The organism is Sphingomonas sp., from assembly GCF_035998645.1.
Classification (GTDB): Bacteria; Pseudomonadota; Alphaproteobacteria; order Sphingomonadales; family Sphingomonadaceae; genus Sphingomonas.
In genome coordinates this window covers 21,797-35,733 of record NZ_DASYHL010000002.1, presented here as the reverse complement: position 1 = coordinate 35,733, position 13,937 = coordinate 21,797, and the positions used below count along the sequence as shown (strand labels likewise).

General features: G+C 63.5%; 17 protein-coding genes. 10 read left to right on the top strand and 7 right to left on the bottom strand.

Annotation, left to right across the window (positions count from 1 at the left end; all coding sequences use genetic code 11):
- Positions 1-2: 2 nt before the first annotated feature.
- Both VGN66_RS00330 and VGN66_RS00325 read right to left on the bottom strand, forming a co-directional pair.
- Positions 3-293 (bottom strand): TrbC/VirB2 family protein, encoded by a 291-nt coding sequence (locus VGN66_RS00330; RefSeq protein WP_327516884.1) that lies wholly within the window; start codon positions 291-293, stop codon positions 3-5.
- A gap of 91 nt (positions 294-384) precedes the next feature.
- Positions 385-828: a dienelactone hydrolase family protein gene (locus VGN66_RS00325; protein ID WP_327516883.1), complete on the bottom strand. Its 444-nt coding sequence runs from the start codon at positions 826-828 to the stop codon at positions 385-387.
- 89 nt (positions 829-917) lie between these two features.
- Between VGN66_RS00325 and VGN66_RS00320 the strand changes: the two genes are divergently transcribed.
- From VGN66_RS00320 to VGN66_RS00310, 3 genes are all read left to right on the top strand, one after another.
- Positions 918-2,156 carry a hypothetical protein gene (locus VGN66_RS00320; RefSeq protein WP_327516882.1) on the top strand — a complete coding sequence of 413 codons (1,239 nt, stop codon included), beginning with the start codon at positions 918-920 and terminating at the stop codon, positions 2,154-2,156.
- A gap of 161 nt (positions 2,157-2,317) precedes the next feature.
- Entirely contained in the window at positions 2,318-2,911 is a 594-nt protein-coding gene (locus tag VGN66_RS00315; RefSeq protein ID WP_327516881.1) for a phage tail protein, read from the top strand.
- Positions 2,912-3,025: 114 nt separating this feature from the next.
- Positions 3,026-3,592 (top strand): phage tail protein, encoded by a 567-nt coding sequence (locus VGN66_RS00310; protein WP_327516880.1) that lies wholly within the window; start codon positions 3,026-3,028, stop codon positions 3,590-3,592.
- Between the two features lie 33 nt (positions 3,593-3,625).
- On the opposite strand, the gene VGN66_RS00305 is transcribed toward VGN66_RS00310, so the two are convergent.
- Positions 3,626-3,940: a DUF6916 family protein gene (locus tag VGN66_RS00305; RefSeq protein WP_327516879.1), complete on the bottom strand. Its 315-nt coding sequence runs from the start codon at positions 3,938-3,940 to the stop codon at positions 3,626-3,628.
- 67 nt (positions 3,941-4,007) lie between these two features.
- On the opposite strand from VGN66_RS00305, the gene VGN66_RS00300 reads away from it, so the two are divergent.
- Entirely contained in the window at positions 4,008-4,526 is a 519-nt protein-coding gene (locus tag VGN66_RS00300; RefSeq protein WP_327516878.1) for a GNAT family N-acetyltransferase, read from the top strand.
- Here VGN66_RS00300 and VGN66_RS00295 read toward each other — a convergent pair.
- Complete coding sequence (locus VGN66_RS00295) at positions 4,517-5,014, bottom strand: lasso peptide biosynthesis B2 protein (RefSeq protein WP_327516877.1); 498 nt, start codon at positions 5,012-5,014, stop codon at positions 4,517-4,519. The genes VGN66_RS00300 and VGN66_RS00295 overlap by 10 nt on opposite strands.
- A 131-nt stretch (positions 5,015-5,145) precedes the next feature.
- Between VGN66_RS00295 and VGN66_RS00290 the strand changes: the two genes are divergently transcribed.
- Genes VGN66_RS00290 through VGN66_RS00275 form a run of 4 tightly spaced genes read left to right on the top strand, consistent with a single transcriptional unit; the run spans position 5,146 to position 8,378 of the window.
- Positions 5,146-6,354, top strand: a complete 1,209-nt coding sequence (locus tag VGN66_RS00290) for a 2OG-Fe(II) oxygenase family protein (protein WP_327516876.1) — start codon at positions 5,146-5,148, stop codon at positions 6,352-6,354.
- 5 nt (positions 6,355-6,359) lie between these two features.
- Positions 6,360-7,202: a hypothetical protein gene (locus VGN66_RS00285; RefSeq protein ID WP_327516875.1), complete on the top strand. Its 843-nt coding sequence runs from the start codon at positions 6,360-6,362 to the stop codon at positions 7,200-7,202.
- Positions 7,199-7,480, top strand: coding sequence for a PqqD family protein (locus VGN66_RS00280; RefSeq protein WP_327516874.1), 282 nt, complete (start codon positions 7,199-7,201; stop codon positions 7,478-7,480). The genes VGN66_RS00285 and VGN66_RS00280 overlap by 4 nt, the downstream gene beginning before the upstream one ends.
- Positions 7,470-8,378 (top strand): hypothetical protein, encoded by a 909-nt coding sequence (locus VGN66_RS00275; RefSeq protein WP_327516873.1) that lies wholly within the window; start codon positions 7,470-7,472, stop codon positions 8,376-8,378. Before VGN66_RS00280 ends, VGN66_RS00275 begins: the two co-directional genes overlap by 11 nt.
- On the opposite strand, the gene VGN66_RS00270 is transcribed toward VGN66_RS00275, so the two are convergent.
- Entirely contained in the window at positions 8,373-10,109 is a 1,737-nt protein-coding gene (locus VGN66_RS00270; protein WP_327516872.1) for an asparagine synthase-related protein, read from the bottom strand. The two genes, VGN66_RS00275 and VGN66_RS00270, sit on opposite strands and share 6 nt — an antisense overlap.
- Positions 10,110-10,166: 57 nt before the next feature.
- Here VGN66_RS00270 and VGN66_RS00265 point away from each other — a divergent pair, with 57 nt between their 5' ends.
- Complete coding sequence (locus tag VGN66_RS00265; RefSeq protein ID WP_327516871.1) at positions 10,167-11,081, top strand: hypothetical protein; 915 nt, start codon at positions 10,167-10,169, stop codon at positions 11,079-11,081.
- A 375-nt stretch (positions 11,082-11,456) separates the two neighbouring features.
- Here the strand turns inward: VGN66_RS00265 and hemA are convergent, their stop codons facing one another.
- Positions 11,457-12,698: a 5-aminolevulinate synthase gene (hemA, locus tag VGN66_RS00260; protein WP_327516870.1), complete on the bottom strand. Its 1,242-nt coding sequence runs from the start codon at positions 12,696-12,698 to the stop codon at positions 11,457-11,459.
- Positions 12,699-12,918: 220 nt separating this feature from the next.
- On the opposite strand from hemA, the gene VGN66_RS00255 reads away from it, so the two are divergent.
- On the top strand, positions 12,919-13,086 hold the full coding sequence (locus VGN66_RS00255; protein ID WP_327516869.1) for a hypothetical protein: 168 nt from the start codon (positions 12,919-12,921) through the stop codon (positions 13,084-13,086).
- A 27-nt stretch (positions 13,087-13,113) separates the two neighbouring features.
- Here the strand turns inward: VGN66_RS00255 and murI are convergent, their stop codons facing one another.
- Positions 13,114-13,905 (bottom strand): glutamate racemase, encoded by a 792-nt coding sequence (gene murI / locus VGN66_RS00250; RefSeq protein ID WP_327516868.1) that lies wholly within the window; start codon positions 13,903-13,905, stop codon positions 13,114-13,116.
- Between the last annotated feature and the right edge of the window lie 32 nt (positions 13,906-13,937).

The window sequence follows — 13,937 nt, the reverse complement described above, 5'->3', positions numbered from 1 at the left end:
GCCTAGCCCGCGCCGGCCGTCGCCTGGATGCCCGCAACGATGCTGGCGGCGCCAAACAGGATGAAGCAGCCCAGGATGACGGTGGCGCCATAGCGCCAGTTGATCCGGCCGGTGAGCATTAGCAGGCCGACGGCGGCGACCGCGATCACCGCGACCACCGTGGCGACGGTGCCGAGCAACGTCCCCTGAAGCCAGCGCACCGCACCAACAATCGCGCCCGACCCCTGCGGATCGGCCAGTTCCTGCGCGGCCGCGGCGCTCGACCAGACCAACGCAGTTGCGGCCGCGAACATCGCTGCGGCCCGATGACACAAGGTTGCGATCACTAATCCAACGCCTCACGCACTAGGCCGTCACCCACGCATCGCGCGGGCAACGGCAAAATCAGGCCGCGACGACCGCGACCTTGCCGCTGCTGAGCGTCAGGCGCTTGAGCCGGGGCAGGTCGCGCGTCAGCGCGGCGACCATCGCCTGTTTGTCGGTGCTCTTGTACGTCGACGCAAGATCCGGCGCGAACGCGATCCAGCCGGACGCTGCGTAGCGACGCGCGGTTGCTTCCGCGGTCGAGTCGAGCTTGCCGGTTTCCGAAACGACAACGACCACGTCCAGATCGGACTTGCCCTTGGGGATCGCCATGAAGCCGTCGATCACGCGGTGCGAATCGACCGCATATTTGCCCTTATAGGTGCGCACGCTGTTGCCGGCGAAGGCCATGGCGGGGTTGATCGCGCCTGCGGCAACGACGCCCGCTGCCGAGACTGCGCCCGCACGCCCAAGAAACGACCGGCGGCTCACCTGGCCCTGTTCATTGTTGTTCATGTTCGACATGCCCCCTCGCCCTGATCAGACGTAACTAATGCAGCGTAACCACTTGCGCGATCGGAAACAACGATAGATCGCAGTATTTTGGAAACGTCGTGAACAGCGGCGGCGCGATGGGGGCACAAAGCGTGACGGGGCATTCGAGCGACGACGGCGACGCGCAGCAGCTCTGGGACGCGATCCTTGCCAGTCCGGCGCTTCAGGCCCGGTTGGGCGACCATTGCGACGCTGCCGATTTCGCTGCGGAACTGCGGGTGATTGCCGAGGAACTGGGCCTTGATCTCGCTTCGGCGGCGATCGAAGTGCCGGCACCCGATCCGCTGGGCATTTCGCGATTTCAAGGTGCGCCGGTCACGCTCGGCACCTGGCCGCAGATCGGTTGGCTGCCGGTGCGGGCGGTGCCGGGGCATGGGGCTCCCGCATTCGACTGGGCCTGGTTCGGCGATCGTGCGCTGAGCGAGCCGTTGTTCGAAGACAGTGTCAACCGGGTCGCGTCGCGCCCGCTCAGCCGCATGTTCCGCACGCGCACCGATCTTGCCGCGCTGATTGCTGGCGCTGCCCAAGAAGAGACGCTGGAGCCCGACGGGATCGTCTTCCACATGTCACGCTGCGGCTCGACGCTGGTCGCACAGATGTTGGCCGCAGTGCCGCATCATATCGTTGCGTCGGAAGCTGCGCCGATTGATGCGCTCGTCCAGTGGGCAGTGACATCGGGCGCGCCGCTCGATCAGCAAGTCGCGGCGCTTCGCGCGCTGGTCGCAGCGTTGGGTCGCGATCGATCGGGTAACGCGCGGCGCTTTTTCCTGAAGCTCGACGCGTGGAATGTTCTGGCGCTGCCACTATTCCGCGCGGCGTTCCCGTCGACCCCATGGATCTTCCTGTATCGCAAGCCGGAGGAGGTCATGGTGTCCCACATCGGGATGCCTGGGTTACATTTTGCCGCAGGCGTCGTCCCGGAGCTCGGGGTGGTCGATACCGGCAATGTGTTATCGATCGAGGATCAGGGTGCTGCTGTGCTGGCCAAGTATCTCGAGTGCGCGATCGAGCATGCCTCTGTCGGGGGCGGGTTGCTGGTCAATTATGCCGATCTGCGATCGGCGATGAAGTCAGTCATCCCGCAGCATTTCGGATTCGATCCCGACGCGGATGAACTGGCCGCTATGGCCGCCGCCGCGCGCCACAATTCCAAGGTGCCGGATCAGGCATATGCGGACGATACCGAGCAGAAGCGTGCTGCGGTCACGTCTGCAGTTGCTGCAGCGGTAAAGCGGCATCTGGAGGCTCCCTATAACAGGATTGAGGCGCTTCGTGTCGGTATTGGCGCAGGTGGTTAGATGGTTTCGATGTTATTGACTTGATTGGCGTCCCCGCTAAGGTCCCGCGTCGATGGGCCTTCGCGCGTTATGTTGGCGGAACCCTTTGCAGGTCATGCAGATTAAGTATTTGAACAAAGGTCGGATCACGGGGATCGGCCTTCATTTCTGGGGGGATCACTATGGCGTCGCCGTTCATTGGCCAGATTTCGACCTACGGGTTTAGTTTTCCGCCGCGCAACTGGGCGTTGGCGCAGGGCCAGATCTTGTCGATCGCGCAGAACACTGCGCTGTTTTCGCTGCTCGGTACGACCTATGGCGGGAACGGTCAGACGACCTTCGCGCTTCCCGATCTGCAAGGTCGCGTGGTGTTGGGTCAGGGGCAAGGTCCGGGCCTTTCGCCCCGCAGCCTTGGCGAAGTGGCGGGTACCGAAACGACGACCCTGCTGAGCACCCAGATGCCGCAGCACGTCCACTCGCTCTCGGGCGCGACGGGTACGCTCAGCGCAATCAACGCCAAGGCGACTGAACAGTCACCTCCGGCCGGTGGCTATCTGGCACGCGGTGTCGATACGGCGCCACAGCCGGACTCGATCCCCGAAATTTACCTGCCTGCTTCGGTGGGCGATCCTGCGACGAAGGTGCCGCTGGCCGGCGTGAATGTTGCCGGAAACACCCAGATTGCAGGCGGCAGCCAGCCCTTCTCGACGATGCAGCCATATCTGGTGCTCAACCAGTGTATCGCGCTGACGGGTATTTTTCCGTCGCGTAACTGATTTGCATCGGGCCGGTAATGTGCCGGCGCGATACGGATCTACGCAGGATATGGGCTCTTAACGGTCCGCTGAATATTGGGGGTTGCCATGGCATCGCCGTTCATTGCTACAATCATGACTGTTCCCTACAATTTCGCGCCGCGGGACTGGGCGTTTTGTGCGGGACAACTTCAGGCAATTTCGCAGAATACTGCTCTGTTTGCGCTGATCGGCACGACCTATGGTGGCAATGGTCAGACGACCTTTGCGCTCCCCGACCTGCAAGGTCGGACACCGATTGGCCAGGGAACGGGGCCAGGGCTGAGCACATACTCCATGGGTGAAGTGGCCGGTACCGAGAACGTCACGTTGCTCAGCACCCAGATGCCGCAGCACGTGCACTCGCTCGCTGGAGCGACCGGTACGCTGAACGCGGTTAATCTGAAGGCGACCGAACAGTCGCCTCAGGCGGGCGCTTATCTCGCGCGTGGGGTGGACACGGCGCCATCGCCTGACATGGTTCCCCGATTCTATGTCCCCGCCGCGACCGGGGACCCTGCGACGAAGGTGCCGCTGGCTGGCGTCAATGTCGCAGGCAACACCCAGATCGCCGGCGGAAGCCAGCCGCACTCGACGATGCAGCCTTATCTGGTGATGAGCCCGATCATCTGCCTCTTCGGTATCTTTCCGTCGCGCAACTAAAGCGTTTCCCGCCGGGAGAAATCCCGGCGGGCCTCAGTTGAAGACGGCCTGATAATAATGGCCCGGAACCGCGTCGGGCGGGGGCATCGTCTGCTCGATATAGACCATATCCGGCCCGAACGACCCGCTGCGCATCGTGTAGATGCCGGTGCCCAGCTGAACCATCGGATCCGAATGGAACATCAGCCGGAATGGCGGCCGCATCGACGGGCGATGGTTGGTCAGCGGCGTCGCACTCAACAACGTGATATCGACATTGCGCGGTTCGCAATCGAGGCGGAACAGCTTGCCGACGTGCGGCTGGAATTCCTCGATCACCATCGGGCGGGGGATGAGTTCAGTGGTCATGCCGCGCACCCTAAATGGAAATTCGGCGCAATCAACTGGCGGATCGCGCGATAAAGAGGGTTGATCGTTGAGCCAGTTGGAGACCGACCCTGCCGCCGCCTTCGATGCCGCCTTTGGTGCGCGCGCCGGCGACCTTCAGTGCCGACCGCGGGACCCGGGCGACGCGGAATTCCTGATCGACTGCGCGATTGCCTGCTCGCCGATGAAGGGCCTTCTTCCCGATGCGATGCTCGCGCAGCAGGCCGAGTTGCAGCGCGCAGCGCATGACGGGGCGCATCCGGACGCGATGCACCGGACCGTCACCCGCGATGGCGCGCCGATCGGCCATATTCTGGTCGCATGGACCGTCGCTGGCACGCATCTCGTCGATATTGCCGTGCTTCCCGAGCACCGCGGTATCGGCGCCGGCGGACATCTGCTGGCCGCCTGGCTCGCCGTCGCTGACGCACATGGCTTGACCGCGACGCTGGAGGTGCAGGCCGGTAATCCGGCGCGTCAGATCTACGAGAGACTGGGGTTCGTCGAGACCGAACCCGATCCCTGGGCCGCGTTCGCCGATATGCACCGCGCTCCGGTTCAGCCTTGAAGCGACGCCGCCACCCGCGCGGGCACGAAGCAGGACAGTGGCACGTGCGTCGTAAAGCAATGCCCGCCGCCGGTCGGGACCGCGTCGCCGCAACTGGTCCAGGCGTGCGCGCGCAATTCGCCCTCGGGGCGCGCGCGCTCGATTCCTAAAAGCACTGCGCACGGCACGCTCCAAAGGACGCACAGCGCCTTCGCCGCCATCGCCTGCGGCAGGCAGTTCGATCGGAACGGAGCATAGGAGGCGGCGATCGACACGGTCCTCCCGATCAACCGTGCGCGTGCCGCTTGTTGCGGTGTCGCGGCGGGGCGATGCGCCGTCGCGCCGAGATTGACGCCCAACAGCGGTGCGACGCGGCGGAACGGTACGACCGCGATCAGCGCGGATGACATTCCGATCAGCAGCCACGCGGGTAGCAGCCACAGCAGCACAAACGCCGGCTGGCGTCGCGCCACCGCCAATTTGCGCGTGATCATCGCGGTGCGCGACACGTAACAGTCTCCATCCACTGCATTTCGGCCCCAGCATTTCGGTCACTGTATTTCAACTTGTGACGCCGGGGGTTCCACGGCATGCACTAGCATCGCCCGCGGCGCGGGCCAATGGGCGAGGCGGGGCGCGCATGACCGATCACATGAAGATCGACCATGAAGTGGGCAAGCGGATCACTGCGGCCGACGAATGTGCGCTGGTGATCGCCGCCTATGCCCGCAATCCCGCGTCCACGCTGTTGCGCGCCCGGCTGGCGGTGCTGTTCACGCGCAACGACCGGTTCGACGATGTCATCGCGCTCTACGCCGACATCGACCCCTCCAGCCTCGACTTCGCCGAAGTGCTGGTCCTTGCCAATGCGCATATGTCGGTGGAGCGGCCGGACGATACTGCGCGCGCCGCTGCGCTTGCGACGGTGGCATTCGAGCGCGCCGATCACGGCCTTCAGCGCGCCGCCGCGCTGGCCGCGCGCGGCAAGGCGCAGCGGCGCTTGGGCGCGACCGACGCTGCCGAACAGAGCCTGAAAGAGGCGCTGGCATATGATCCGCACAACAAGGATGCATGCAAACGGCTGGCGAGCCTGCATTTCGACACCGGCGCTCCTGAACGCGTGCTCGACGAGATGGCGCAGCTTGATGCGCAGGGGGTGGGCCATTCGCGCCTGTTCGCGGCGCAGACGCTGGCGCTGGCGCAGCTTGGCCGGATCGACGCCGCGCGCGAACAGGATGGCTGGAACCGGTTCGCCTATCGCGGCACGCTTGCACCACCCGCGGGCTGGGACAGGCTGGACGCATTCAACGCCGCATTGGCCGCAGAGCTACTGAACCATCGCGGCCTGCGGTATGAGCGTTACGGGACGGCTTCTCGCGATAGCTGGCGGGTTGATGATCCGATGACCGGACGGGGACCGCGCATTCGCGAGCTTTTCACCCATATAATTGGTGTGATCGATCGGCATGTTGCCGAGTTCCCCAGCGAAGAAAGTCACCCATGGTTGCGTGCGCGCCCGGGCTCGGCGACTCTGCACAGCGGGTGCGTTGTTACCGAGCATGCCGGATATGAGGACTGGCATATGCATCAGGCTGGCTGGCTCAGCGGAGTCTATTATGTGCATGTGCCGGCACCGGTCCTGAACGGAACGGATGAGCGGGGTTGCATCGAATTTGGACTTCCAGAGGATCTGGCCGGTACCGATTGTGCTCGATCCTTCGGCTCAAAACGGGTTCGACCACAGCCGGGAATGGTGCTGTTGTTCCCTTCGCACTGTCACCATCGCACCTACCCCCATGGCGATGTCGACCGACGGATCTGCGTTGCCTTTGACGTCCTGCCGGCCTGAACGATATGCAGCGATTGCGCGGCTATGGGCTGCGATTGGACTCGCAACTTGCCATTCCAGGCGCGGTGACAGATCCAGATCCGTCGACCGCCTCGCCCGATGTCGTCATCCTTTGCTCCGCCTCCGAAGCCGGGAGTGGGGAACGCGGGTTCAGGCTGACGACTACAGGCCTGGTCTTTTCCTGTTTTGGCGTCGCGCGTTTCGCGATCCGGTCTGATTTGGTCGAGGTGACGCCGGAGCCTGGCGTGGCGTTGGAGACTGTGTCGATCATGCTGGTCGCGACAGCGCTTCCCGCGCTGTTGTGGTTGCGCGGAGGCCTTGTTCTTCATGCCGCGGCGGCGCGGATGCCTGGGGCGGATGCCGCCATAGCGATCACCGGTAGATCGGGCAGCGGCAAGTCGACGATTCTCGCTCAATTGGCCGGATTGGGCGCTGACGTGGTGGGCGACGACAGCATCACATTTGCTCCCCAGCAGGCGGGGGCGATCGCAAGCGGCTTGCCTGGTGGTTGGTTTGCCGTCGGCGCGGACTGCGAACGACAGTTCATTCCTGTTGCGGCGAACCGCTCGCTGAACAGCGCCCCGATCGGCGCCATTTTTGTGCTCGATGGCTTCACGGAGGGTGGGCACGCAGTTGAGCGCTTCGACCCGGTTGCCGCTACGGCCACGCTTCTTGTGCATCGCCATCGTTCGCGCGTGCCGATGCTGTTGGGACAAGCAGAAAGAGTGCTACGCGACGTGACACTACTCGCCGCGACGATCCCAATCTATAAATGGCGACGTGGTAGCGGCCAGACGGCGCTGGTTGCTGCGGAGCGAGCGATGCTTGAACAGGCCGGTACGGAGTGAGCAAGGCGATGACGGAAACCAAGTGGATGCGCGATGACTCCTGGGTGGGGTCGCCCATTGAGGACAGTTTCGTGATGGTGAATATCGATACCGGCGCTTACGTCGCGCTCAATTCCACGGCCCATGCCATCTGGGATGTGATCGAGAACCCGCGGACTTCAAGCGAGATTGCCGCGACCTTGGCCGGGCAATTCGATGTCGCTGCCGATACATGCTCGGCAGCGGTTGCCCGAACGCTCGCTGAAATGGAGATCCAGCAGCTCGCTCGTGCAGTCTGAGAGCCACTACCGCAGCTCCGCTTACGGGCTGGTGTGGGACAGTGATGTCCCGCTTCTCCAGTTCGACCAGTCAGACGCGGCAAAGCCGAGCGATGTTCGGATAAGCAGGATTGCCCAGCTCCCGCCTCGCGCACTGATCGCGCCGGTGCGCGTTGGAGCCGTGTTCGCGGATGGCACGCGCTTTCCTTGGCGGCAGCAAGCGGTTTTCGACATGATCGACGGAAACCGGATCGATTATCTGCCTGGATCGGCTTGGGACGGAGCCCTGCCGCATGCATTTTATGGCACGGTGGTCGCGCATCTGCTCGCCTGGCGCGGTGTTATACCCATGCATGCATGTGCGGTCGCGATTGATGGGCGCGCAGTGTTGATCGCGGGAACGGCCGGTGCGGGCAAATCGAGCCTCACGGCCGGTGTGATTGCGGCGGGAGCAGAATTGCTCAGCGACGACCTGTCCGCGCTCTCGTTCGATCCAGTCAACACACCGGATCCTGTCATTCTGCCGGGACGGACCACCATTCGGCTGGACCCTGTCGTTGCCGCATGGAGCGATGGCGACAGGATCGATCTGCCGCCGGAGGAAACGCGCGGCAAAGTTGTGCTGCGACCTGCGGCGCGATCTCTAGCGGCGCTTCCGCTGGCTGGCGTCATCGCACTCGGCCTGCCGCCCGGCACCCTTTCCCCAGTCAACGGGGCGCGGTTCCTTGCACGCCATCTTTTCCGGCCGGTCTGGCTTGCGGCGCTGCCAAATCACCTCGAGCGCCAGCGGGCGCTGTTGAACCTGGCTGCCTTCTTGCCGGTTATTGGCTTCCCGGCGGTGGCGGGCGGGGGCCGGGAGGCGCATGAGCGACGCGCTCGCGATGCGCTCGCGCTTGCGCAGGGCGTCACGACCTTATGAAATTCCGCGCCACCAGACGAAGAACTCGCCCGCAAGTGCCGTAAGCTGTGTCCGGGTCGCTTCGCGAAATGCGCTGACTCCTGCGCCATTGCGCTCGAGTCCCCGATCAAGCGCTTCAAGATCGATCCATTCGTCCGCGCCGGCGCGACGGAACAATGGAATCCGCTCGCGCGCTGCGCCTGCTTCGGCCTTGAGGCGCTCGGAATAGTCGGGTGCGATTCCGGGACCTTTGCCGCGCAAACGGATCGCATCGGGCAATTTGCCGATCAACAACTGGCGGGCCGGACGTCGAGCGCCGCTCTCCGCGTACAGCATTCCCGCAGGAAAACTGGCGAACAGGGCTGATAGCCGCGGATCGCGAAATGGCATTGCCATACGCACCCGACCCAGATCGAGCTGCGCGGTGGTCCGCGCTGCTCTGGTGAGGCTTGGGTTGATCCCCCAAAGCGCGTGACGGGATGGCATCGGGTCGGGTCGGTGCCGCAACAGGCTGGCCTCCGCGATTTTTGGCGGGGGGGTCACAATTCGATGACGAGCGAGATCAACATGGAACAGACTGGCTACATCCGTCTTCCCGGGTTGATGCCACCACGTGCGCAACCGGCGCGCCGCGTTTCGCAAACCGCCCGGCTCGCCGTGCAGGGGCACCGGGTTGGTGAACGTCATCTCGCCAAACACGCCGTCGAACAATAGTGTCGCATTCGCGCCACGGGTCGCCTTGGCGAAGCCATCGTAAAGATAATGACGAACGCTCAGGCTGGGACCATTTCGCTCACGAAAATGCGGCGAGCTCGGGCGATATATTCCTGGAGTGGGGCGGGGGATCACCGCTTCGTGGGGGATACCCAGATGCGCTGCGACGATCGCCGCATGGCGGAACTCATCGATCTGGTGGGACCCAGGGGTGGCTGCGCTGGTCAGAAAGTGCAATCGCTCCTCGGCTTCCAGATTTTTTGCCAGCAGCCAGCCAAGCGTCGATGAATCGAGGCCTCCGCTGACGAGGCAGGCATAGGCACCGCCGACCATCCGCTGGCGGACGATGCGGAGCATAAGCGCCTCGGCCTCTGCCATTGCGTCCTCGAAGCTTCCGCGCCACCGATCGGAGACATCGATAGTCGGCGGAGGGGCGTCGCGAACCCCTTCGCGATCAAGTGTGACAAAGCTGCCAGCTCCCAATGACTGCACACCGGCGATCGGACTCGATTGCCTGACCGTCGCGCGCAGCCGTTCGACCCCCATGGCAGCTAAAAGACCGATTGGGTCGAACCGATCACCAATCCACTCGATCCGGCTGAGCTGGCGCAGATCGGGGCTGATTGCGATGCGATTGCCGCGGATCGCATAATATAGCGGGTCTCGCAGCGCGAAGGAGGTGACCAGCACCAGCGCGCGACCGTTCCAATGCGCGAGCGTCCATTCGCCATGGAGCAGCGTCCGAATGTCCGGGCCAAATCGGAGCAGCGCTGCACGCGCGATGGCGAGTTCGGACGAATTGCGCGCTAAGCCGAGCCGCGCAGCAATAGGTTCAGGTTCATCCAGCCGGCCCAAGAGCATCGTGATCGATTCAGTCGCCCGATCAACCTGCACAGCACCGGGATCGGCAAGGTCAACGGCATCGACCAGCGCATCGATGCCTGACGCCAGCGGGGTGAGTCCAAGGACGCCCGCTGCCCCAGGATCGACCGGTGCGCCGCTCAGATCGAACAGTCCGTAAAGACCAGTACGGTCCATTGTTCAATTGCTCCCACGGTGCTTGACTGGTCGTCGCCACAACTTATCACCGCCGCGATGGACGTTGAAAGAGGAAGGCTCCGCGCGATACGTGCAGCGCTGGCGAGCGAGGCCTATGATGCAAACCGGGTTCGACTTTCCACGGCAAATCTGCAGGGATTTGATTGTTTGGTTTCGAGCCGGAATGGTCTCTATGCAGTGAATCGCGCTGGGTCGCTGCAGGTTGCCCATGGTTTCTTCTTCGGCCTGCGTCAGCATGGTGACACGATATTTGCATTCGAATCGTGCGCAGAGCCGCATAGCCCCAGTGCGCGGGGGCGTATCGTTGCGATTACGCTTGTGGAGGGACAGATTGCCAACGCGCGGGTGATCGCGCGGGGGCTCGATAACCAATGCCATCAACTTGCGGTGATCGATAATCTGATTTGTGTCGTGGACACCGCAAATCAGGTCATTCGGCGCTACACGTTGGATGGCGCGGAAGTTGATGTCCGTACGCCGCTTCCTCCGGTGCGCTGGGGTGAGAAAGGCGCCATTTACCGACACATGAATTCCATTGCACGTGTCGCTGGCGAGATCGCTGTCATGCTGCACAACGGCGCCGGACCCGAGCGTCGGCCGAGCGAACTCGCCTGGCTTGACGCGGAATGGCGCATCGCGCGAATTGAGACACTCGCCGGATATGGCTGTCACGATATCCTTGAGGACGCTGCAGGCGTGATCTGGCATTGCGGATCTTGGGATGGCGAATTGCTTCGCAGCAACGGTGTTCCGATCCGGGTCAGCACCAATATGACTCGAGGCCTCGCATTGGGGCCTGAGGGTCTGATTGTTGGTGTTTCGGAATTTCGACCGCGGGAGCAGCGAACCCTGCTGGCTGGCAGCGTGCTGTATCTAGACGATCGTTATCGGGTGATCGAGGAGGTCCTGGTAGACGGTGCTCCAACGGACTTGATGGCAATCAATCTATGAACGGACGGGGCGAGTCAGCGAAAATGCTGGTGAAACTCGCCCCGCGCGATCACGTCCATCGCTCTTAGGAGCGTGTGGAATCTGGGAACGTGGGGTTGCCATCACCGCCAACGCCATTGACGCCCGCAGTTTCCTCGATTGCCAACACCGAGATTTCGGGTTCAATCCAGCTACGCAGTTCCGACGCTGGCTGTTCGGTTCCAATACGATCCGTCATGTTTTCCCCTCTTCAAATCTTGCGCAATCCGGACGCGGCGGCCGGGAGTTCCCGCACCCGCATGCCGGAAGACTGCGCACATGCTTACCTAACCCTGCTGGCTAATGCTGACAAGTTACCAATTAATAACGGGTCAACGCCGTACAAAAACAATAAAGTCAGGCCGCGGCGCGCAACTCCAGCCGTTCCCAGATCTCGACCAGCGCAGCGGTAAGATCTGCCATCATCGCCTCGTCATGCGACGGGCCTGGCGTAAAGCGAAGACGCTCGGTGCCACGCGGGACGGTCGGATAATTGATCGGCTGAACATAGACGCCATATTCGGCGAGCAGGATGTCGCTGATCTTCTTGGCCCGTACTGGGTCACCGACCATCAGCGGGACGATATGGGTCGTGCTGTCCATCACCGGCAGCCCGGCATCGGCGAACATGGTCTTGAGGCGTGCAGCCGCTGCCTGCTGCCCGTCGCGTTCTTCGCTCGATTGCTTGAGGTGGCGCACCGACGCGAGCGCGCCCGCAACCAGCACGGGCGAGAGCGAGGTGGTGAAGATGAACCCTGGCGCATAGGAGCGGATCACGTCGATGATCATGCGATCGGCCGCGATGTACCCGCCCATCACCCCGAACGCCTTGCCCAGCGTCCCTTCGACGATGGTCAGCCGCTGCGCCGCTTCGTCGCGTTCCGAAATGCCACCGCCGCGCGCGCCGTACATGCCGACCGCATGAACTTCGTCGAGATAGGTCAGCGCGTTATACTTGTCGGCAAGATCGCAGATCGCGTGGATCGGGGCGATATCGCCGTCCATCGAATACACGCTTTCGAACGCGATCAGCTTGGGCGCCGAGGGATCGTCCGCCGCCAGCAGCTCTTCGAGATGCACGAGGTCATTGTGCCGCCACACCCGCTTCTCGCACCCCGAATTGCGGATGCCCGCAATCATCGATGCGTGGTTGAGTTCGTCGGAATAGATGATGCAACCGGGCAGCACCTTGGCCAGCGTCGACAGCGTCGCCTCGTTCGAGACATAGCCGCTGGTGAACAACAGCGCGGCTTCCTTGTCGTGCAGGTCGGCCAGCTCGGCCTCAAGATGCACGTGATAATGGGTGTTGCCGCCGATATTGCGCGTGCCGCCCGATCCCGCGCCGACATCGTGCAGCGCCTCTTCCATCGCCGCGATCACCTTGGGATGCTGGCCCATCGCGAGATAGTCGTTCGAGCACCATACGGTGATCGGCTTTGGCCCGTTATGCCCGGCAAAGCATCGCGCATTGGGGAACATGCCCTTGTTGCGCAGAATGTCGATAAAGACGCGATATCGCCCTTCGGCATGCAGCCGGTCGATCGCCTGGTTGAACACGCGCGAATAATCTACCGCGCGCGGGGAAGCCTCGCTGGTCATCTTGTCCCGTTAGCGATTTTTGCGGCGCGACGCCACTAGGGCAAATTGCCTATCCTATCGATCACTGTGATCGGACGGTCGTTGCGCATCCACTTGCCCCAGATCAGGACTCGAAGGGCGAAATCTGCTATGGTTCGGGCACCGCGGAACGGGACTCCGGGCATTTCTGCGGCTGGGAGACCAACGCGCTCCCGCTTCAGAAAAATCTGGGAGAACCACGATGTCGCAGAACGATGTCGATTACTTCACCCGTCGCGAGCGGGCCGAGCGTGATCGCGCGGCGCAGGCGCATGATTCAGGCGCGCGCTATGCGCATCTGGCTATGGCCAATGGCTATGCCGAACGGGTCAAGGTAATGACCGAAACCCCGGCAATTCCGCTGCGCTGAACCCGCGTCGGCGCGGCCGGCGGAGGGCTAGAGCGTCTCGATTCGATCGAGGCCATATCCCGCCAATGCCGGGGCGAGCGCCGGATCGGGCTGCGCGGTGAACACGGCAATTCCGGGTGAAGGGGAGTCTGGCCAGTCCTGCCCCTGCGTCAGATGCGCGATTCGCCGCGCAATGCCCGGCCCGCCATCGACGAAACACACCGGATGCGGCGCAGCGGCGGCCAATTCGGCCTCGACCAGCGGGAAATGGGTGCAGGCGTTGACGATCACGTCGATTCGGTCGCCCGCCGCTTGCTCGAACAGCCCGTCGAGCACCGCGCGATACCGCGCCGGATCGGCCTCCTCACCGCGCAGCTTCGTTTCGGCGAGTTCGACCAGCTCGGCGCTGCCGTGGCGCAGCACGGTGCAATCGGCGGCGAAGCGCGCGGTCAGGTCATCGACATAGGGCTGGCGCACCGTCGCCTGCGTCCCCAGCACCCCGATCACCCGCGTGCGTGACGCTTCCGCCGCTGGCTTGATCGCGGGCACGGTCCCGACGATCGGCACATCCAGCGCGGCGCGCACATGTGGCAGCGCGATGGTCGATGCGGTGTTGCAGGCAATCACGATCAGCCGCGGCTTGTACCGCTCCGCCAGCCGCCCGAGCAGCGCGGGGACGCGCGCGGCAATCTCGCTTTCGCTGCGCGTGCCATAGGGGAACCCGGCGCTGTCGGCGGCATAGACCAACGGCGCCCCGGGCAGCAGCGCCCGCGCCGGCGCCAGCACCGACAGCCCGCCCACGCCCGAATCGAAGAAGAGAAGGGGCCGGGTGTCGGCCATGACGGGTTCCGCTGATCGAGATTGTTGCGTGC